The following is a 22316-nucleotide window of genomic DNA, read 5'->3' as shown; positions in this document are numbered from 1 at the left end:
CCCTTCATTGTTCTGAGCCAAAAGAACCTCTGTTGACCGTTATAAATCCAGGTCCAGAAACAGCTGAGTTTGATGAGTAAAGTCATCCTGTAAAGCACTACTGTCTCCACCATGAGTTTCTGCCCCCCAGGTAACTAGGCTACCATCCTGGTTTCGGGCAACGTAAGCAAAATAGGTGTGCCATATGTGGGTAACCCCATTGAATTGACTCTGCACAGCACTTGAGTCTCCCCCCATATGGCTAACGCCCCAGGTCACAACATCGCCTGACTCAAGAACCGCAGCGAATGCCATCTCGCCGCCGCTGACAAATTTAACACCCACCAGATCTGCCTGCACTGCGCTACTGTCTCCACCACCACTGGCATTTCCCCAGGTCACCAGCGTTTTATCACTTTTTAACGCTGCATAAGCAAAAGAGCTGGCAAATACCTGTTCTACATTGGTGAGGTCAGCCTGAACACTACTACTATCACCGCCAAGGATGGACGAGCCCCAGGTCACTACACTGCCATCCTGTTTTAAGGCCGCATAAGAGTAATAGTTTGAGGCAATCGTTTTGACATTGGTCAGTTCAGCCTGAACCGATGCACTGCTGCCACCCGTCGCCAGAGCCCCCCAGGTAACCACTGAGCCGTCTGATTTCAGCGCAGCAAAGGCGTTGCGATTGGGAAATATCCTGGTGATATTGGTTAATTCAGCCTGCACAGCACTGGCATCACCGCCATTGGTGGCATTGCCCCATGCCACGACGGTGCCGTCAGTTTTCAGGGCTGCAAACGCCGAATCATTATTATAGATTTCAGCAACGTTAACCAAAGAAGCGGCAATGCCAGAACAACTTGCTCCACTACCGGTTTCTCCCCAGCAAATCACAGTGCCATCCTGCTTTAATGCCGCAAAAGCTGTATTAGTCGAAAAAACTCTGCTGACATTGGTTAACTGGGCCTGTACACCGCTGGAGTCCCCACCTTTAGCAGTGTCCCCCCAGGTGACCACACTACCGTCAGCTTTAACCGCCGCAAAAGCCCAATCTGTTGCATAAACTGCGATCACTGAGTTCAGTTGAGCCTGCACACTGCTCGCATCTCCCCCATAGTCGGCATTGCCCCAAACGACCAGACTGTCATCGGATTTAAGTGCAGCAAACGCTTTATGGGAAGTGGTCACAGCCCCAACATTGATCAGCTCGGATTGAACAGCACTTGAGTCACCACCATAATCAGTCAGCCCCCAGGCTCTGGCAAATCCATCAGTACGCAGTGCCGTCATCGCATAATCATTGGCAATCACCTCATCTATGTAAACAGGCTGAATAACAGCCAGGGCAGACGCAGTTTTACAAGCATTCCCTCCATTCACACCAGTGCCGTCGGCATTACAGTATCGGTTTTTTACTGTCACTCTAACTCCAACCCCATGGTCCTTATCATCACCCACCAAAGCATATTCAGCGCCACTGCCTGCAACAGGAACACTGTTCACTTCAAATTGATATTCCGTTCTTGCTGGATGATCACAGTCAGTACAACTGAGTCCTGACGCAACAGGCCCTGAGTAATCCAGTGACAAAGAGGTCACTGCCGGTTCTGCAGGAGCACTGATGGTCAGAGACACGGCTGCAGAGGCAAGATTGCCCTCGCCGTCTGTCACCTCATAGAAGAAGCTATCGCTGCCATGGCTGATGTCATCTGGGGTATAGTTAAATACCAAGTCGCTGGCACTCAGTACAGAGGTTCCCAGCCCAGCACCGTAAACCCGCGAAAGGCTGATGTTTCTGCCAGCAGAGTTAGACACAAATGGCGAGACATCAATCGACTGCATGCCGGCATCCATGGCATAGCTTCCCAGAGTAATATTGTTGGCTGTAAGCACCGCCTGTGAACTGGAGGTGATTTGAATAACATTGGACGCTGTGTCCAGTCCATCTGTGACGCTGTAGCTGATGGAGTCAGTGCCGGTAAGGCCATTGGGGGTGTATTCCAATTGAAGACCAGTGCTGCTGATAGTGGCGGGAGCCGTCGCACTTCCCAGCTCACTCAGGGTGAGTGAATCCCCGTCAGCGTCTGAAGTGTACAGGCTCAGGTCAATACTCAGACTGCCACCGGCATAAGGGTCGATTGCCATGGTGATGGGCTGCGCGACAGGCGCTTGATTATCAATGGACACATTGACCGTCCCCTTAGCAAAGCCTCCCTTGCCGTCTGACACCACATAGCTGAAGCTATCCTCTGGGACAGTGGCCGAAGCGGTATAGGTCAGTTCCAAAGCCCCTGAAATGCTGACATTAGCCAACGAACCATAAACCTGGGTGATAGCAAGGCCATCACCATCCGCATCTGTCACTACTGAGGAAAAGTCGATTGTCTGGTTGGGCGAAGCTGCTATTTGCTGAAGGGTAAAACTCTTTGATGTGGTTGATGCTACCGGAGCCTGATTGACCGGAGTCGAATCGGATATGGTCACACCTATATGCCCAAGAGCACTGCCTCCGCGACCATCCGAGACCTGATAAACAAACTCATCAGCACCAACATAGCCATTGGGAGAATAGGTCAGCATCAGACCATTAACTGTGACTCTTGCATCACCACCATAGACTGCCAGTGTCATAGGGTCACCATCTGAGTCGCTTATGATTCCAAGAGAGAGCAAATCAATTGTCAACGGCGTGTCACTGTCGGTAGTGATACTCAGATCTGTGGCGGCGGGAGGATTGTTATCGGGCTCGATTACCGCCTCACTGACCTGAACGACGATCAGTCCTGCTGCGATTGCCCCCCATTCATCGGTGACTAAATAGGTTGCGGAATCAACGCCAACAAAACCATTGGGCGAATATTCAACCTGATTACCGTTAAGAGAAAACCGGTCACCGGTCTGCAACAACGAAGTGACGGAGACAGGATCTCCGTCCGGGTCTCCATAAGCACCTTCCAGCGTCATAGTGATTGAAGTTTCACTATTGGTCTCCGCAGAAACCCCATTGGCATAAGGAGGTTGGTTATCTACTTCACTGATGGCCAACACCACAATAGATGATGCCTCAGAGCCTGAATCAGTGCTGCGCAGCAAATAATCAACCTTTGCTATCCCCTCCTCCAGCGCAGTAATTTTTATTTTGTTCTCTTCAAGCACTTCAAGGTGAATAGCACCACTGAGTGAGTCAGCCTCCATCAACACCCATAACTCTTCTGCGGAAACCTGTTCATTGAGATCGACAATCAGAGTTTGACCAACATAGATGTCCTTTATCAAAGGAGGAGCACTCAGACTGTCTCCAGGAGCTGCATTCTTATCAAGGTTGACCAGAATCAGACCTACGCTCCATCCCCCCATACCATCACCAAGGATGTATACAGCTACATAATCGGAATCGCTGCCACCCGGGTCATAGCTCAATACGCCATCAATCAATGACAGTCGTTGCGCGCTTTGCAATAAAGACACAACACTCAAAGGATCGCCATCCGGGTCTGATATGTAGTCAGAGATGTCGACTTCAACAACCTGAGTTCCTTCAGAACTGAGTTCGATATTTAACGCCGTTGGAGGATTGTTTTGCCAGGTAGAGACGATGACCGCAAAGTATCCTTGATAGGTTTCGCCGTTACTCTCCACCTTATAGCTCACTTCGCCAAGACCAATGGCATCAGCAGATACAGAGATTTGAGTTGCACTAATCAAGCTGGCACTCACCGGCCCTTCTACAGTGCTGAGTTCTGTTATCTGCCAGTCCGAGTCAGTCGTGATCTGGGGGGAAAGGTCCAGGGTTTGGGAGCGACCTGGCTGCATCTGAGCGATTAATACTTCAATACGGGGGGGAGCAGCCTCTATCGCCGAAGGAGCCGCTTCAGTTTGCACATTGATATATACGGCACTTTCGCGTTCACATGCGCTCAACACCAATGCGCAGGATAAAATGAGCACTTGTCTTAGCTGCATCATTCAGTATCTCCCAGTTTGGCGTCCTTTGTATCAATAGGGTTTGTTATCTTTTAACTTTAGTTCAGGGGGAAGCAGCTGCCAGAAACACTGGTTTTCACATAAGAGAAAAGAGCCCGCAGGCTCTTTTATTCAGACCAAACTCCAACTCGGTATAGAGCTTCCTCCCAGAAGAGAGCCAAGGGCAACGGCAATCAAGTCGCTAAAGATCCAAATCGATAAAGATCTGACTGTATCCGGTAAAGTCGCTTTGTACCGCGCTACTGTCACCACCTTCTACCGTGTCCCCCCAGGTGACTACAGTGCCATCCTGATTCTGTGCTACAAAACTGGAACTGTTACTCCATATTTGAGTCACGGTATCGAAGTCGGCACTGACCCCACTGCTATCTCCGCCAAAGGAGGAATTACCCCAGGTCACCACAGAGTTATCAGACTTGAGCGCCAGAAAGGCTTCTTCAGTACCTATTATTCGATCCACACCAGTCAGATCTGACTGCACACCACTGCTGTCTCCACCGGATGTCGCCAGTCCCCAGGTCACTACAGTGTCATCACCTTTTAACGCCGCGTACGCAAATAAGGTCGCAGACAAGCTCTCAACATTAGTAAGCTGCGCCTGCACACTGCTGCTGTCCCCTCCTATAGAAGCTGAGCCCCAGGTAACAACAGTATTGTCAGACTTCAACGCAGCAAAGGTATGAGTAGTATTTGAGATACTCTCAACTCCCGTAAGGTCGGCCTGAACACTGCTGCTGTCACCACCAAAACTGGAGTTCCCCCAGGTAACAACACTGCCATCATCCTTCACTGCAGCGAATGCCCGCCAATTACCATAGACTCTGGCAACATTGACCAAACTGGCCTGGACAGAGCTGGCATCTCCTCCCTGTACTGAATCCCCCCAGGCGACCACACTGCCATCCTCCTTTAACGCAGCGAATGCAAATCGGGTAGAGGAGATGGTTTCCACATTAATCAGGTCAGCCGCCACAGCGCTGGAGTCACCGCCACTACTGCTATCGCCCCAAGTGACCACACTGCCATCAGACTTGAGTGCGGCAAATGCGGTGTCTGTTCCAAAAACTTCAACAACATTAGTCAGTTGAGCCTGGACCCCACTGCTATTACCACCACTACCGCCAGAGCCCCAGGTTACCAGGCTGCCATCGGACTTAAGCGCGGCAAAGGCCACGGTATTGGCAAATACTCTGGTGACATCAGTTAAATCCGCCTGTACTGCACTGGCATCTCCACCGTATAAGCTATTACCCCAGGCGACCACAGTGCCATCACCTTTAATCGCAGCATAAGCCCAGTCGGTGTTGGCAATGGACACAACACCGGTTAACTGCGCCTGTACAGCACTGCTATCCGCCCCCTTGGCTGCATCGCCCCAGCTCACGACTGTACCGTCTGTCATCAAAGCTGCGTGACTGTACTCACCGCTTATCACATCAGCAACATATTTGGGCTGTATCACCACCTGCCCTTCTGTTATCAGACAAGCATTACTGCCATTTACACCTGAGTCATCGGCATTGCAGTATTGGTTTTTCACCCTTGCCCGTACAGAGATGGTTTTCTCCTTGTCATCTCCAGTTGGTGAATAGATTGCACCACTGCCACTGACCGGCACTCCGGCTACCTCAAAATGGAACTCAGTACGGGCGGGATGATCACAGCCGCTGCAGGTAAGAGAAGCCGTAACATCCCCCTGGTAGTCCAGTGTCAACGAAGTAATAACCGGCGCTGCAGGTGCGCTGAGGGTAAGTGTGACAGTTGCCGTTGCGGTATTTCCCTCGCCGTCAGTGACTTCATAGAAGATAGTGTCAGTCCCATAGCTGATGTTATCCGGTGTATACCTTAATAGAAGGTCACTGTTATTGAATGATGTTGTCCCCAGGTTGGCTCCGTAAACGTTGGAAAAGATTATGCTTCGACCAGAGCTGTTGGAAACAAAGGGCGTCATATCAATCACCAGCAACCCAAGGCTTAATGGAAAAGACCCCAGTGAAACATTATTTGCCGTTAACACCGCCTGTGAACTGGAGGTGATTTGAATAACACTGGACGTCGTGGCCAGTCCATCTGACACGCTGTAGCTGATGGAATCAGTGCCGGTAAAGCCATTGGGCGTGTATTCCAATTGAAGACCAGTGCTGCTGATGGTCGCCGGAGCAGTCGCACTGCCCAGCTCACTCAGGATGAGTGAATCCCCATCTGCGTCTGAAGTGTACAGGCTCAGGTCAATACTCAGGCTGCCACCGGCATAAGGGTCTATCGCCAGCGTGATGGGCTGCGCGACCGGCGCTTGATTATCAATGGACACATTGACCGTTCCCTGAGCAAAGCCTCCCTTGCCGTCTGACACCACATAGCTAAAGCTATCCTCAGGAATTGAGGCCGAAGCGGTATAGGTCAGTTCCAAAGCACCTGAGATGCTGACGCTAGCCAATGCACCATAAATCTGAGTGATAGCAAGGCCATCACCATCCGCATCTGTCACTACTGAGGAAAGGTCGATTGTCTGGTTGGGCGAAGCTGCTATTTGCTGAAGGGTAAAACTCTTTGATGTGGCTGATGCGACCGGAGCCTGATTGGCCGGAGTCGCATCGGATACGGTCACACCTATATGCCCAAGTGCACTGCCTCCGCGACCATCCGAGACCTGATAAACAAACTCATCAGCACCAACATAGCCATTGGGTGAATAGGTCAGGATCAGGCCATTCACTGTGACTCTGGCATCGCCACCATAGACAGCCAGTGTCATAGGATCACCGTCTGGGTCGCTGATGAGTCCGAGAGAGACCAAATCAATAGTCAGTGAAGTATCACTGTCAGTAGTGATACTCAGATCTGTGGCGACGGGAGGATTGTTATCGGGCTCGATTACCGCCTCACTGACCTGAACGACGATTAGTCCTGCTGCGATTGCGCCCCATTCATCGGTGACTAAATAGGTTGCGGAATCAACGCCAACAAAGCCATTGGGCGAATATTCGACCTGATCACCGTTAAGAGAAAACCGGTCATCGGTCTGCAATAACGAAGTGACGGAGACAGGATCACCGTCCGGGTCTCCATAAGCTCCTTCCAGCGTCATAGTGATTGAAGTTTCACTATCGGTCTCCGCAGAAACCCCATTGGCATAAGGAGGTTGGTTATCTACTTCACTGATGGCCAACACCACAATAGATGATGTGTCAGAGCCTGAATCAGTGCTGCGCAGCAAATAATCAACCTGTGCAATCCCCTCCTCCAGCGCAGTAATTTTTATTTTGTTCTCTTCAAGCACTTCAAGGCGAATATAGTCACTGAGTGATTCAGCCTGTATCAACTCCCATAACTCTTCAGCGGAAACCTGTTCATTGAGATCAACAATCAGAGTTTGACCAACATAGATGTCCTTTATCAAAGGAGGAGCACTCAGACTGTCTCCAGGAGCTGCATTCTTATCAAGATTGACCAGAATCAGACCCGCAGTCCATCCCCCCATACCATCACTAAGGATGTAAACAGCTACATAATCGGAATCGCTGCCACCCGGGTCATAGCTCAATACGCCATCAATCAATGACAGTCGTTGCTCACTTTGCAATAAAGACGCAACACTTAGAGGATCGCCATCCGGGTCTGTTATGAAGTCAGAGATATCGACTTCAACAACCTGGGTTCCGTCAGAACTGAGTTCGATATTTAACGCCGTTGGAGGATTGTTTTGCCAGGTAGAGACGATCACCGCAAAGTATCCTTGATAGGTTTCGCCATCACTCTCCACCTTATAGCTCACTTCACCAAGACCAACGGCATCAGCAGATACAGAGACTTGAGTTGGACTAATCAAGTTGGCACTCACAGGCCCATCTACAGTGCTGAGCTCTGTTATTTGCCAGTCCGAATCAGTCGTGATCTGGGGCGAAAGGTCCAGGGTTTGGGAGCGACCAGGCTGCATCTGAGCGATTAATACTTCAATACGGGGGGGATCAGACTCTACTACCGAAGGAGCCGCTTCAGTTTGCACGTTGATATATACGTCACTTCCGTGCCCACATGCGCTCAACAACAGCGTGAGAATAAATAAGCAGAATAGCTGCCTGAGGTGCGACATTCAGTCTCTCCATCCCAGACATCCCTATCATGAGTGAAAGTTATCAGGCAGGCCTTTGCCGTACCTATAACTTTAGTTCAGGCAAAAGGTTCTGCCAGTGACGAAACAGGGGCAAAATGGATTCGAATATCCAACGTCAGAACAAAAAAGAGCCCGCAGGCTCTTTTTTGATCACTCAATGAAAGCTTATCGCCAGTAGGGCGTCATGGCCTGTGCCGACTTCCGGGAGAAGTCCAGTGCCAGCAGCAAGCTGTCCTTTTTATTGGCCAGCCAATCGCTGAGATCCAGCTCCAGCTGATTACTGTATTCACCCAAGAGGTTATAACTGCCGAGGGTTCGTATACCATTAACCAAATCACTCCAGGGAGCCCGAAAACTATCCCGGCTCTGGGCGTCATACAGTTCACCATAGGCAAAGCCAACCAAAATAGCTTCATCCAGCTGCTCAACCGCACTCAGGTAATCAGTGTCAGACAGGGAGTGGGTAGGAGGCATCAGTTCCAGAATGCTCTGCCAGGAGGCTTCCTGCATCTTATCCGCCATCGCCTTCAATGATACCTGAGGCAGTACAACCAAACCTTTCTGCAAATCCAGCAGCAGGCGCACCATGGCCAGTTGCAGTTGACCATACTGTGGCATCTGCTGCAGCGCGTGCAATTTAGCGGCAAAGTCGAAACCATTCAGCTCAGCTGCTGCTTTTGCTTCGAAAGCCTCGGATTGCTCGTGTTTTGTGGCGAGGCACTCTTCAATAATACCGGCGGCGTACTGCGCCTTATCAACAAAGCCCAGATTGGCTTCAAGTAACTCGAAACCTGAATCATAGCCCTCTTCCCACAAACCAAACTGCTGCAATGTCAAACGTTGCAGTCGGATAATGCTTCGCAGGCGCTGCCATAGCTCGACGCACTGCAGCGGCACATGAGCACTCTCGGCAATCATCTGCTCGAGCAATTGCCACCGCTCCACACAGGTTTCCAGTAAAGTTTGCACGGCTATGTTGATATCGCTGTCTCTGGTGAGTTCAACATACTTAAGGGCTTCCAAAGACAAAGGGCTGGACTGGGACGCCAGTCGGTAACCCCGTTGAGCCTTGCTGGCTTTTCCCAGGCGAACCGGTATCCAGCCAGACACTGTCGTTGCCAACTCAATCAAGGCTGACACCTCACCTGCCAGCAGCTCAAATTCCAGCTCGCAAATATCTTCCTGCTGGCCGGAGGCCACTATGGTGCCAGTATCCAGCGCAATCTCCACCATGCTGTTGCCTACATAGACATGCCAGAGCTGACGGGTGAAGTTTGTGTCAAACAGGCAATACAGCTCATCCTGCACCGCGGCAATATCTGCATCCACAGGCCAGATTTCATCGGGAAACAGACTCAAAGTCGGAGTATCCGCTTCTATATCTATGTTGTACTCTGGACGGGAGTGAATGCCGCCGGCAACACGACCAGCAGTTTTTATGGTTTGTTCTCTGTGGTCACCTTCGCCCCTCACTCTGAGCCCCATATCCCAGCGACGCAGCTGCAGATCCCGGGTATCAAAGTAGCGGTTGGTGAGTTGTTTGGTCGGCAATAGCTCTGAATGCTCCAGATTGGAGAGATTTTTAGTCAGAGTTTGAAGGTCTGCCAGGTCAAGGAAGAGCTTGAGTTCGATTTCTGCGGCCATGAAGTAGAAGGGTCAGTTAGTAATCAAAGATTCATCAAAACGTCATTATTTATTCATAATGTAATATTGCTGTCATAAAAGGTCTTTAGGATTCGCTTCCAGAGTAGATTTATGACTCAATAGTATTAAAACTGTGCTTCGATATAAAAAACACAGTTTCATTAAGCGGACGCATGGGGTAACATTCGCCCGCTTTTTCCACTAAGGGAATAACCTTAATAGGTACACGGCTATGCCAGTAAACTCTATTTTGGGCGTGTTTGCAAAATCGCCAATCAAGCCTCTGCAAGAGCACATCGACAAAGTATACGATTGCGCATCTATACTTGTCCCATTTTTCGAAGCGACTATCGCAGGTGACTGGGATAGTGCCGTCGCACAGAGAAAACAAATCAGTCAACTGGAACGTGAAGCCGACGCGCTGAAGCGGGAGATTCGTCTGAATCTGCCTGGCGGTCTGTTCATGCCTGTTGAACGCACTGACTTGCTGGAACTGGTGACCCAACAGGATAAAATCGCCAATAAAGCAAAAGATATCTCTGGTCGCGTTATCGGTCGTGAATTGCTTATTCCGGTAGCCATCCAAGGTCCCTTCATTGCCTATTTAACCCGCTGTCTTGACGCCGTTGAACTGGCGAAACAAGCCATCAACGAACTGGATGATCTGTTGGAAACAGGTTTCCGTGGTCGTGAAGTTGAATTGGTAGAAAAGATGATCAGTCAACTCGATGCTATCGAGGAAGATACTGATGATCTGCAAATTCAGGTACGTCGTCAGCTGTTTGCCATGGAAGCTGAACTCAACCCTGTCGATGTGATGTTCCTTTACAAGATTATTGAGTGGGTAGGCGACCTGGCTGATTTGGCCGAGCGTGTAGGTTCCCGCCTGGAGCTGATGCTGGCTCGCGTCTAATAACAAGGTTTTCAAGGTAACAACATGGTTGATGTATTAGTAACCCATGGCACGCTGTTAATTGGGATGGCGGCCCTGTTTGGATTTTTGATGGCTTGGGGTATCGGTGCCAACGACGTGGCTAACGCCATGGGTACCTCTGTAGGTTCCAACGCCATTACCATCAAACAAGCGATCATCATTGCGATGATCTTCGAATTTGCCGGTGCCTATCTGGCTGGTGGTGAAGTAACCTCCACTATCCGTAAAGGTATTATCGATTCAGCTTACTTCGTACCACACCCAGAACTGCTGGTGTACGGTATGATTTCTGCTCTGCTGGCAGCCGGTATCTGGTTGATTGTCGCCTCAGCACTGGGCTGGCCTGTATCTACCACTCACTCTATCATTGGCGCCATCATTGGTTTCGCCGCTGTAGGTGTGGGTCCTGACGCTGTAGCCTGGGGTAAAGTAGGTGGCATCGTTGGTTCCTGGGTTGTCACCCCGGCAATCTCTGGTTTCATCGCTTTTGTCATCTTCCAGAGCGTTCAGAAGTTGATCTTCAACACCTCTGACCCTCTGGCAAACGCCAAGCGCTATGTACCTTTCTATATGGGTCTGGCTGGCTTCATCATGTCTCTGGTAACTATTACCAAAGGTCTGAAGCACGTTGGTCTGCACCTGAGCACCAATGAAGCTTACCTGCTGTCGCTGGCTATCGCTGTTGCTGTTGGCTTCCTGGGTAAAGTGGCTATTGGCCGCCTGAAGATGTCTGGCGTTACCGGTACTGGCACCGACACTCAGTTTGGCGATGTTGAAAAAGTGTTCGCCATCCTGATGGTTGTAACCGCGTGTTGTATGGCATTTGCTCACGGCTCTAACGACGTAGCCAACGCGATTGGCCCTCTGGCTGCAGTAGTATCTGTAGTTGAAGCTGGCGGTGAAATCTCTTCCAAGGCTGCTCTGGCCTGGTGGATTCTGCCTCTGGGTGCCTTCGGTATCGTATTCGGTCTGGCTATCTTCGGTAAGCGCGTAATGGAAACCATTGGTAAGAACATTACCCACCTGACTCCAAGCCGCGGTTTCGCTGCTGAGTTGGCAGCGGCCTCTACCGTAGTAATTGCATCCGGTACCGGTCTGCCAATCTCTACCACTCAGACTCTGGTTGGTGCAGTACTGGGTGTAGGTATGGCTCGTGGTATTGCCGCTATCAACATCGGTGTAGTTCGTAACATCGTAGTATCCTGGGTAGTTACCCTGCCTGCCGGTGCTGGCCTGTCGATCATCTTCTTCTACATGATCAAATCAGCATTCGAATAAACTAAAGTTTATTACGCAGTTATACAGAGGGAAGTCATATGACTTCCCTCTTGCATTAGTGCCCCTGAATCCCTAGCATGTGGGGCAGTTCCATCTTTAAAGAGAATACTTTAGTGTTACGAATCCTTGCTTTGGTGACCATGCTGATTGCCTCACCAAATCTGTTGGCTGCGACTCAATCCGGCTATATTTCTGAAGATGTTTACATATTCATCCATGGTGGTCCGGGTACCCAGTATCGCATTCTGGGCAGCGTAGAAGCCGGTCAACCTGTCACTCTGCTGGGTGAAACCGACGGCGATTACAGTAAAATCAAAGACCATAAAGACAGAGAAGGCTGGGTACGTACTGACCAGATCCAATCTTCTCCTTCTTTCCGTGTTGTCGTTCCGCAGCTGGAAACCAAACTGGCTGATACTCAAAAACAGCTGAGTCAGGTTCAATCCGGCAACAAGCAGCAAAGCAACCAGCTGAGCAGTGCCGCCCGTGAAATCAGCGAGCTGAAAGCACAGCTGGCACAGGCCACAGCAGAGCGAGACAGCGCCAAGGCAGAACTGAACTCACTGCTTGAAGATCAGGATTATGAAATGTGGCGTCAGGGCGGCATGATTGCCGGCGTAGGTCTGTTGCTGGGTCTGCTGATAGCCTACCTGCCACGTCCTCAGCGTCGTAACAAGAGCCGCTGGATGAACTGATTGATCAGTCACTCAATAAAAAAACCACCCGCGGGTGGTTTTTTTATTTTTTGAATTCCTTAAATGCTGTCATCAGGCGATTGCCATATTTTCCCGTGCTGACAAACTCGTTGGCATCCAGGTACTGCAGATAGCAGCCTGTCATGGCCACTCTCAAATTTTTCAGAGTCATGCCTTTGGACAGCGTCTTTGGCAATGCAAGCACCAGACCGACAGCCGTCATCGCATAGCAAAACATCAACCAGATCAGCATTAAAGGGGTACGAATAAAGGGCTTAAAGCGCAGCATATAAACCTCTTTTCTGCGACTAAAGAAGCTTCATGTTACGCCCGTCAAACCTGAGTTTCAGTGAATTCTGTTTAATACACGGCAGATTGTCGGCATTAGACTTCAATAGCAGTCATATCCTTGTCTGTATCCAAAAATTTACAAATCCTCCACTGCCCAACCTCAAATCCGAAACACAAGGTGTGCCACAGCTCACATTTTCATAGTATAATTTTTTGCGTACGATTAAATATTGTATACAAAAATAAAACACATTGGCTACATTGCTGTTTTTATAGATTTTTTTTGGCGATGGATACTTTCCTATGTTTAAAGCAAGCGAGGTATTGAGTGGTCGTTATGACGGTGCCACTCTGGATGAGCTGTTCACAGCAATAACCAATAACTACATAGTGGACGAAGAAGCCTATCTGAAAGAGCTTCTGACTATGGTTCCTTCAAGTGATGATGATATTCGTCGAGTCACTGCCAATGCCCATCAAATGGTGACCAAGGTTCGCCAGTTTGAGAAGAAAGGCCTGATGGTAGGGATTGATGCTTTCCTACAGCAATATAGTCTGGAGACCCAGGAAGGTATTATCCTTATGTGTCTGGCCGAGGCTTTGTTGCGGATCCCCGACTCTGCAACCGCCGATGCGCTGATCGAAGATAAGCTCTCAGGCGCCCAGTGGGATAAGCACCTTAAAAAGAGCGATTCCATGCTGGTTAATGCTTCGACCTGGGGGCTGATGCTTACAGGAAAAGTGGTTAAGCTGGACAGAAAGGTCGACGGCACACCAAGTAATATGTTGAACCGTCTGGTCAACAAGATGGGTGAGCCTGTGATTCGCCAGGCCATGTACGCTGCCATGACCATTATGGGTAAACAGTTTGTACTGGGCCGGGATATTCAGGAAGCGTTGAAAAACAGCGAAGACAACCGTGAGCTGGGGTATACCCATAGCTACGATATGCTGGGTGAAGCGGCCCTGACCAAGGCTGACGCCGACAAGTATTTCAATGACTATGCCAATGCCATTAGAGAGCTGGGCAGCTATAGCTACGACACTAACTATGCTCCCCGCCCAACCATCTCTATCAAGCTTTCTGCCCTGCATCCGCGCTATGAAGTCGCCAATGAGGACAGAGTACTGACAGAGCTGTATGACACTGTCATCAAACTGATCCAACTGGCGCGCTCAGTAGATATAGGAATCTCTATTGATGCGGAAGAGGCTGACAGACTTGAGCTGTCTCTGAAACTGTTCCAGAAGCTGTACAACTCTGAAGAAGCAAAAGGTTGGAGCTTGCTGGGTATTGTCGTACAGGCATACTCCAAGCGCTGCCTGCCGGTACTGACCTGGCTGACCCGACTGGCCAAAGAGCAGGGCGATGAGATCCCGGTTCGTCTGGTAAAAGGCGCTTACTGGGACAGCGAGATTAAATGGTCGCAGGTAGGTGGTGAAGGCGGTTATCCATTGTTCACCCGTAAAGCCGGTACCGATGTCTCTTATCTGGCCTGTGCCCGCTATTTGCTGAGCGACGCCACCAAAGGTGCCATCTTCCCTCAGTTTGCCAGTCACAATGCCCAAAGTGTTGCCAGCATTATTGATATGGCAGGCGACCGACACTATGAGTTCCAGCGCCTGCATGGCATGGGCCAGGAGCTGTATGACACCTACCTGAAAGAGAGCCATAACGCCCAGGTACGTATCTATGCGCCGGTTGGTGCCCATAAAGAGCTGTTGCCATACCTGGTACGACGCCTGTTGGAAAATGGCGCCAATACCTCATTTGTCCATAAACTGGTCGACCCCAAAACCCCAATCGACAGTTTGGTGGAGCACCCGGTGACCAAACTTAAGACCTATAAAACTCTGGCCAACAACCGGATCCCAGTGCCAGCGGATATCTTTGGCGCAGGACGTAAAAATTCCAAGGGACTGAATATGAATATCCAATCTGAAGCCAAACCCTTTTTCAAAGCACTTGAGAAATATGAACAGCAGCAGTGGCATGCTGGCCCATTAATCGATGGCGAGACAGTCTCCGGCACAGTGCATGATGTACTCAGCCCCTACGATACCCGCCAAAAGGTCGGTACCATTGCGTTCGCCGATGAAGCGGCAATTGAGCAGGCGATCTATTCTGCCCAACGAGCCTATCCGAGCTGGTGTCGCACTTCGGTTGAAGAGCGTGCCAATGCACTGCAAAAACTGGCGGATTTGCTGGAGGAAAATCGCGAAGAACTGATCGCTCTGTGTACCCGCGAAGCTGGCAAGACCCTGCAGGATGGCATTGATGAAGTGCGCGAGGCGGTAGACTTCTGTCGTTACTATGCCATTCAGGCCAAGAAGCTGATGGCTGAGCCAACCCTGATGCCAGGCCCCACCGGAGAGTTGAACGAACTGTTCCTTCAGGGCCGCGGTGTCTATGTCAGTATCAGTCCATGGAACTTCCCGCTGGCTATCTTCCTGGGTCAGATCACAGCGGCGCTGGCTACAGGTAACACTGTGATAGCCAAGCCTGCTGAGCAAACCAGCCTGGTTGGATATCGTGCAGTACAGCTGGCCCACGAAGCCGGTATTCCCAAGTCAGTACTGCAGTTCCTGCCGGGAACCGGTGCCACTGTAGGCGCAAAACTGACAGCAGATGAGCGTATCGCCGGGGTGGTATTTACCGGCTCCACTGAGACCTCTCAGCGTATCAATATCACCCTGGCTCAGCGTAAATGCGGCATTGTTCCATTTATCGCTGAAACCGGTGGCCAGAATGCCATGATTGTCGACTCAACTGCCCTGCCTGAGCAGCTGGTCCAGGATATCAAAGACTCCGCCTTTACCAGTGCAGGTCAGCGCTGCTCGGCGCTGAGAGTACTGTATGTGCAGGACGATATCGCAGAAGGCATTATTGAGCAGCTGAAAGGTGCCATGGATGAGCTGCAGTTGGGTTACCCTGGCGCCTTCAAAACAGACGTTGGCCCGGTAATCGACACCACGGCGCAAACTAATCTGAACGCGCATATCGACAAGATCTCTTCCACAGGTAAGCTGATCCACAGCGTTAATCTGACTGAAGAGTGCCAGCATGGTCACTTTGTTGCGCCTACTGCGGTTGAAATTAACTCCATCACTCAGTTGGAAAAGGAACACTTTGGTCCAATCCTGCACGTGGTGCGCTACAAAGCCAAAGATATCGACAAAGTGGTCGAGGAGATCAACTCCACCGGCTATGGCCTGACGTTCGGTATTCACAGCCGCAATGAATCCTTTGCCCGGGAGCTGGCTGATCGCCTGAATGTGGGTAATGTCTACATCAACCGTAATCAGGTAGGTGCTGTGGTCGGTGTGCAGCCATTTGGTGGTCGCGGACTGTCCGGTACCGGTCCAAAAGCCGGAGGTCCACACTATCTGTTCCGCTTCGTGACAGAGAAAACCCGCACCAACAACATCACCGCCATTGGCGGTAATGCCACCCTGCTGTCTTTGGGTGATGCGGACTAACTTGAGATAGTGAAAACTGCTTAGAATCAAAACGCCGGAGTCTGACTCCGGCGTTTTTGTATGGATATCAAGTCTGATGCAGCAGTCGACTAGCGCTCCAAAATCAACTCACTGTGCATCTGCAGTATTACTTCATCGAGGGAGCGAATAAAATCCAGCGCCTCACGTGACATGGGTTGCTCCTGTCGGGTTAGTATGTAATAAGCCTTATGATGCAGCACTTTAAGTTCGGGAAATGGCATCACCAGGGTGCCATTATCCAAATGCTCCTTCACCAGTTCATAACCACATAAAGCGACACCCAACCCCTCCATCGCCATGGCGGTGACTACATCAGACTCACCGGCCACATGACCACCATGGGAATCCAGTCCAATAACAGGATAGTGCTTGAGCCAATACTGCCAATCACTGTTGTCACGTTCATGAATAAAGGTCGCCCGGGTCAGATCTTCAGGGTCATCCAATCCTGTCTCCTCCCGGTATTTGGGCGAGCACACAGGCACATAATATAAGCCGTACAAAAACTTGGCATCGAATCCCGGCCAGTGTCCCTGCCCCCATTTAATCGCCAGCTCTGTCTCCGGCAGGAAATCCAGATGATGAGTGGTCAACACCTGGCGCACTCTCACATGCTGATGGTTCTTCAGGTAATGAGGTAATTGCTTGGTAATTACAATACGGCTGAATACCGGCTCAGACTCTATGTTGAGAATGTAGCCTGCAGAATGCTCATGGAAGTCATCGACTATGTTGAGCAGTGCATTAAATGGCAGCTCAATTTTGCGGTACAAACGCTGTCCATCCTCAGTTAACTCTACCTTTCTCGGATTTCTGAAAAACAGTTTGGTTTTCAGCAAAGCCTCCAACTTGGCGATTTGCTGACTGACCGCTGGCTGAGTGAGATGAAGATCACGACTTGCAAGGGTAAAACTTTGACGTTCGGCAACAGCCTTGAATGCCAAAAACCACGCCAGATGAGGCATTCGCGAATAATTCGCAGGATTGGAGGCATCTTGCATAAGGTTTTGTTATAGATAAATAAGACAATATTGTTGGATGATACTTAAGGGAATCATGAAAATCTACACGGCTTTTTTTAGGGAGATGACCCGGCGCAAACAAAAACTTCCGCCGGAGAAATCGCCCCTTTGCTGTAACCAAATCAGATAAAAAATAATCACTCCCAAAGGTGAATCATGCTAACTGAAGTAGATTCCATGCCGTGCAACAACGAGCACGACGCCAAGTTTGACAAAACACTGATATCTATCAGCTTGATATTTGTTTTTGCTACGATCGCCATGCTGATGGCATTTCCTGAGTCTTCTCAGGAAGTGGCTAAAAACATGTTCCAGGGCTTGACCAATAACATTGGCTCTCTGGTTCAGCTATTCGCTTTTGTTATCGTATGTTCCATTGTCTATGTAGCAATGAGCAAATATGGCGATATCAAGCTGGGCGACGGTGCCCCTGAATACACCAACAGCAGTTGGCTGTTTATGTTTATCTGCGCCGGTCTGGGCAGTGCCACTATGTACTGGGCCTTTATGGAATGGGCTTACTACTACAACGGCCTGGGTCTTAACATTGATGCCCAGACCAATGAAGCCCTGCGTACCAGTCTCTCCTATGTAATGTTCCACTGGGGTATTACTCCCTGGGCTATCTATGCACTGGCATCAGTGGCCATGGCTTACCATTTCCACGTTAACCGTGCCAAAGGTCTGAACCTGTCCTCTCTGATGGTGTCTGTTCTGAACATGAAAGAAGACAGCACCGCCAGCAAAGTATTGGGCCGCGCTTTGGATCTGGTGTTCCTGTTCGCCACCTTCGGCGGCCTGATCCTGACCACCACGGTAACAGTTAACACTGTGTCCACCGGCTTCTCTGAACTGTTTGATTTCCAGAATTCCTTCCTGTTTGAAGTCGTACTTCTGGCTTTGATCACCCTGACCTTCACCCTGAGTTCATACATAGGTATCAGCGAAGGTTTGCAGAAGATTGCCCACGCTGCCTGTGGTATGTGTTTTGTGTTCGCCATGGTGGTTCTGCTGCTGGGTGACACCACTTTCATCATTGATTATGTGGTGAACTCTCTGGGACTGACCCTGAGTAATTTCGTAGAAATGAGCCTGTTCACCGATGTGACCAATAATGGCACCTTCAATAAAGACTGGACCGTATTCTACTGGCTGTACTGGCTGACCTACTGTCCCGGCGTAGCTATCTTTGTTACCCGAATCTCCAAGGGCCGTTCAATCCGTCAGGTAGTATTTGGCCTGATCGCAGGTGGCTGTGCGGGTTGCTGGTTCTTCTTCGGCGCATTGACCGGTTACTCAGTCGACATGTTCAACTCAGGCATTATTAATGCCCCGGATCTGCTGAACACTGCGACCGGTGACCTGGCTGTAGCCCAACTGCTTGCTAACCTGCCCTTCGGAACTCTGCTGTCTGTGTTCTACTTCCTGTTGATGATGGTGTTCCTGGCATCCCATCTGGACGCAATCGCCTACACAGTAGCCGCCGTAAGCACCAAAAACATGAAGCAAGGTGAAGACCCTGCCCGTCCACTGCGTATCTTCTGGTGTGTGATGCTCAGCTTGCTGCCACTGGCCATGCTGTACATCGACGCCAGTCTGGACACCCTGAAAACTGCCGTAACCCTGACCGCTGCGCCGTTTATTCTGGTTCTGGTGCTGTGTCTGTTCGGCCTGAAGAAATTCCTGGCAAACCATAAGTTTGAGAAATAATTGATGAAAATTACTGATATCGAAGTTATCCACCTGCGTGTCCCTGCCATGGAAGCAGACTGCGAGTGGGGTGAAGACGCAGTCATCGTTAAAGTACATACCGACAAAGGTATTGTGGGTGTGGGTGAAGCTGACTCCAGCCCTCTGGTGGTTCAGGCCTGCATCGAAGCGCCACAGACCAACTTCTACTGTAATGGTCTCAAGCGTCTGCTGATTGGCGAAAACCCACTGGAAATTGAACGCCTGTGGAACAAAATGTACTGGGCGTCCAACTATGTGGGTCGCCGCGGCGCCGGTATTCATGCCATCAGCGCCATTGATATCGCCCTGTGGGATATCGCAGGTCAGTACTATGGTGTGCCGACTCACACTCTACTGGGTGGCAAATACCGCGACCGTATCCGTTGCTACGGTACCTTTATTCCTGCCGACAAGCCGGAAGACAACCGTAAAATTGCCCAGGACCTGGTGGCTCAGGGCTTTACCAGCATCAAATTCGGTGGTGGCATCTTCGGTCACGATCCTGACACTGACTATGAAATTGTCCGTAACGTGCGTGAAGCTGTCGGGGATGAGATTGAAGTTCAGATTGACCTGGCCTCTCAGTGGAAGACATGTGGTCATTCAATGGAGATGTGTCGTCGTCTGGAGAAGTTCAACCTGAACTGGGTGGAAGAGCCTGTACTGGCGGACTGTCTCAACAGCTATGCCAAGCTGTCCGGCCGTATCCCACAAAAGGTTGCCGGTGGTGAGTCACTGACGACCCGCTTCGAATTTGCCGAGTTCCTGGAGAAATCCAAGGTCGATATCGTACAGCCGGATATCACCCGCAGTGGTGGTATTACCGAGATGAAGAAGATCTACGATCTGGCCCAGATGCACGGTACTCAGCTGATCCCACACGGTTTCAGCACAGGCATTTTGCTGTCCGCCTCAGTGCACTTCCTGGCTGCCACAGAACACGGCACTTTGATGGAGTTCTCTCAGAGCAACAGCCCACTATTCAGAAACCTGGTTGCCAATCAGATTAAGTTTGAAAATGGCTATGTGACTGTGCCGGACACTCCAGGTCTGGGCATAGAACTGGATCAAGAGGTCATTGAAAAGTACAAGGTTTGATCCCCTGACCTGTGTCCAAAAGCCGGAGCCTTGCTCCGGTTTTTTTATTATGCGGGTTCAGCAAAATCGCCTGCACTCAGGCATAAAAAAACCTGCGTACAACGCAGGTTTTTATCCGTCCTGAATTCACGATTAATCGCGGCCCAGTACCTTGATACCGGCGCTGCCATCTTTAGCCTCACCGAACACTTCGATGCTCTTCACGCAGCGCTTGTAAGCGAACTTGCGCCAGTCGGTAGACTCGTTCTTCTTCAGGTCACGATAGAAGTTGATGGTACGGGTTTCGCCATTGCGGAAAGTAAATACCGCCTTACGCAGACGTGCTTTACGCTCAGCCTTGATCTTGATGGCATCGGTGTTGCGGCAAACCAGCAGTGGGATCTTGGCGCCATGACGACCGTCTTCCAACAAAATAGTACGGCCCAAAGTGATATGACCATCAGCCATTGCAGGGGCTGCAGCACTCAGCGCTGCCAGTGCCAAAGCAGACACAGCAATCAGTTCTTTCATTGTGTTTTCTCATCAACAGCAGGAATTGGGCGGCACAATAGCCGCCGTTGCCCTTTGACACCACTGACAAATGATAAAAATTAGAAGTCGCTAACATTATTAAGTTAATCACAGGTGTCGACAGTCAAGATTAATCTTGTGTTCAGTCAGCCCCAATATCAGCAAACTCTTCAATCAGCTAAAAATCAGCCAGTTAACAACAAACTGATCGCGGCAATGCGGACAAACAATTCTGCGCTTATACCCTGCTGCCACCAGTCCGCCTCACACTTCCAGAACCATGTTCTATATTTACAGTACTTTATCCAACATAAGGCTTACTCGGTATGAACCCAGGACTTCTGAGTGCACTGAACAGCATGAAACCCAAGGTATCATTTCTGCTGTTATCAGTATTCACCCTGATCGCTGTCAACCTCCCTCAGTCAAAGGCTGACACCATAAAGATTGGTATGTCGACGGCATTGGAAGGCCCGGCTCAGGGTTTGGGGACCAATGTAAAGGCCGGGGTCGAAAGCTATTTCGGGAAGGTTAACGCTGCCGGAGGGATTAATGGTAAATCCCTGCAATTGGTTGCACTGAACGACGGATACGAGCCTGATAAAGCCGCCGATAATATGCAGCACCTGATAGAAAAGGAAAAAGTGTTCGCGGTGCTGGGGAATGTCGGTACCCCAACAGCAGTGGTGACAGTTCCTATTGCCAACAAAATGAAAACGCCATTAGTTGGCGCCATTACTGGTGCAGGCCTGCTGCGCAAAGACCCGCCGGACCGCTACGTTATCAATTATCGCGCCAGCTACGCCCAGGAAACCGCAGCCATGATTGATGGCCTGCTGGCTCAGGGGATTAAACCGGAAGAGATCGCCTTTTTTACCCAAAAAGATGGCTATGGGGATGCAGGCTACAGCGGTGGCGTTAGTGCGCTGAAACGTAACGGCTTCAGTAATACAGACTCTCTGGCCCACGGGCGTTATCAAAGAAACACCACCAATGTGGAAGAAGGTCTGTTAACCGTATTGAGTGCCGATGTGGAGCCAAGAGCCATCATTATGGTTGGGGCTTATAAGCCATGCGCTGAGTTCATTAAGCTGGCGAAAGACGAGTTACCCAACGCCCTGTTTTTAAACGTATCCTTTGTAGGCAGCATTCCTCTGAAGCAGGAACTGGGAGATAAATCTGAGGGCATTATCGTTACTCAGGTGGTTCCTCACTTTAATTCATCACTCAATACCGTGAAGGAGTTTCGCAGCGATCTGCAGAAGTATGGCAATGGGGTCGCGCCCGGCTTCCTCTCTCTTGAAGGCTATCTTGCAGCCAAAATGCTGGTGATGGGGATTCAGAATGCCAATGGCGTCAGCTCTCCAGAGAACATTGTCGACGGACTGAATAATCTGAATCAGTTTGATATGGGTATAGGCGTCCCACTGTCCCTCAGCGAAGACAAACATCAGGCCAGCGATCAGGTATGGCCCACCAGGATCAAAAACGGCGAGTACGTGGTACTGGACTGGTCTGATATTTAGCCTTAG

The 22316-nt window shown here is 50.2% G+C and carries 13 protein-coding genes; 7 read left to right on the top strand and 6 right to left on the bottom strand.

Features of this window, described 5'->3' with window-relative positions; genetic code table 11:
• Nucleotides 1-39: 39 nt before the first annotated feature.
• The 3 genes from ACFOE0_RS03295 to ACFOE0_RS03285 all read right to left on the bottom strand — a co-directional run bounded on the left by ACFOE0_RS03295 (nt 40) and on the right by ACFOE0_RS03285 (nt 9724).
• Nucleotides 40-3948 carry an Ig-like domain-containing protein gene (locus ACFOE0_RS03295; RefSeq protein WP_248935471.1) on the bottom strand — a complete coding sequence of 1303 codons (3909 nt, stop codon included), beginning with the start codon at nt 3946-3948 and terminating at the stop codon, nt 40-42.
• Between the two features lie 199 nt (nt 3949-4147).
• Nucleotides 4148-8059, bottom strand: a complete 3912-nt coding sequence (locus tag ACFOE0_RS03290) for an Ig-like domain-containing protein (protein ID WP_248935472.1) — start codon at nt 8057-8059, stop codon at nt 4148-4150.
• A 186-nt stretch (nt 8060-8245) separates the two neighbouring features.
• Nucleotides 8246-9724, bottom strand: coding sequence for a CYTH domain-containing protein (locus ACFOE0_RS03285; RefSeq protein ID WP_248935473.1), 1479 nt, complete (start codon nt 9722-9724; stop codon nt 8246-8248).
• A 232-nt stretch (nt 9725-9956) separates the two neighbouring features.
• Between ACFOE0_RS03285 and ACFOE0_RS03280 the strand changes: the two genes are divergently transcribed.
• The 3 genes from ACFOE0_RS03280 (at nt 9957) to ACFOE0_RS03270 (ending at nt 12631) form a co-directional block, all read left to right on the top strand.
• Nucleotides 9957-10637 carry a TIGR00153 family protein gene (locus ACFOE0_RS03280; RefSeq protein ID WP_115136261.1) on the top strand — a complete coding sequence of 227 codons (681 nt, stop codon included), beginning with the start codon at nt 9957-9959 and terminating at the stop codon, nt 10635-10637.
• A gap of 24 nt (nt 10638-10661) precedes the next feature.
• Nucleotides 10662-11936 carry an inorganic phosphate transporter gene (locus ACFOE0_RS03275; RefSeq protein WP_248935474.1) on the top strand — a complete coding sequence of 425 codons (1275 nt, stop codon included), beginning with the start codon at nt 10662-10664 and terminating at the stop codon, nt 11934-11936.
• A 113-nt stretch (nt 11937-12049) separates the two neighbouring features.
• Entirely contained in the window at nt 12050-12631 is a 582-nt protein-coding gene (locus ACFOE0_RS03270; RefSeq protein ID WP_240317011.1) for a TIGR04211 family SH3 domain-containing protein, read from the top strand.
• Between the two features lie 43 nt (nt 12632-12674).
• Here ACFOE0_RS03270 and ACFOE0_RS03265 read toward each other — a convergent pair whose 3' ends face one another.
• The gene (locus ACFOE0_RS03265) at nt 12675-12920 is read right to left on the bottom strand and encodes a hypothetical protein (RefSeq protein WP_248935475.1); all 246 of its coding nucleotides are present in this window, start codon (nt 12918-12920) and stop codon (nt 12675-12677) included.
• A 305-nt stretch (nt 12921-13225) separates the two neighbouring features.
• On the opposite strand from ACFOE0_RS03265, the gene putA reads away from it, so the two are divergent.
• Nucleotides 13226-16402, top strand: coding sequence for a bifunctional proline dehydrogenase/L-glutamate gamma-semialdehyde dehydrogenase PutA (gene putA, locus ACFOE0_RS03260; protein WP_248935476.1), 3177 nt, complete (start codon nt 13226-13228; stop codon nt 16400-16402).
• Nucleotides 16403-16491: 89 nt separating this feature from the next.
• Here putA and ACFOE0_RS03255 read toward each other — a convergent pair whose 3' ends face one another.
• Nucleotides 16492-17367, bottom strand: a complete 876-nt coding sequence (locus ACFOE0_RS03255; protein ID WP_248935477.1) for a LysR family transcriptional regulator — start codon at nt 17365-17367, stop codon at nt 16492-16494.
• A 255-nt stretch (nt 17368-17622) separates the two neighbouring features.
• Here ACFOE0_RS03255 and ACFOE0_RS03250 point away from each other — a divergent pair, with 255 nt between their 5' ends.
• Nucleotides 17623-19155 carry a BCCT family transporter gene (locus tag ACFOE0_RS03250; protein WP_248935478.1) on the top strand — a complete coding sequence of 511 codons (1533 nt, stop codon included), beginning with the start codon at nt 17623-17625 and terminating at the stop codon, nt 19153-19155.
• 3 nt (nt 19156-19158) lie between these two features.
• Complete coding sequence (locus tag ACFOE0_RS03245) at nt 19159-20274, top strand: mandelate racemase/muconate lactonizing enzyme family protein (protein ID WP_248935479.1); 1116 nt, start codon at nt 19159-19161, stop codon at nt 20272-20274.
• A 132-nt stretch (nt 20275-20406) separates the two neighbouring features.
• Here ACFOE0_RS03245 and ACFOE0_RS03240 read toward each other — a convergent pair whose 3' ends face one another.
• Entirely contained in the window at nt 20407-20784 is a 378-nt protein-coding gene (locus ACFOE0_RS03240; protein ID WP_248935480.1) for a DUF2541 family protein, read from the bottom strand.
• A gap of 326 nt (nt 20785-21110) precedes the next feature.
• On the opposite strand from ACFOE0_RS03240, the gene ACFOE0_RS03235 reads away from it, so the two are divergent.
• Nucleotides 21111-22310, top strand: a complete 1200-nt coding sequence (locus ACFOE0_RS03235) for an ABC transporter substrate-binding protein (protein ID WP_248935481.1) — start codon at nt 21111-21113, stop codon at nt 22308-22310.
• The last annotated feature ends 6 nt before the right edge of the window (nt 22311-22316 follow it).

Source organism: Shewanella submarina (assembly GCF_042646185.1).
In the GTDB taxonomy this organism is placed as follows: Bacteria; Pseudomonadota; Gammaproteobacteria; order Enterobacterales; family Shewanellaceae; genus Shewanella; species Shewanella corallii.
The sequence above is the reverse complement of the archived record's forward strand: the minus strand, read 5'-3'. Positions and strand labels throughout refer to the sequence as shown.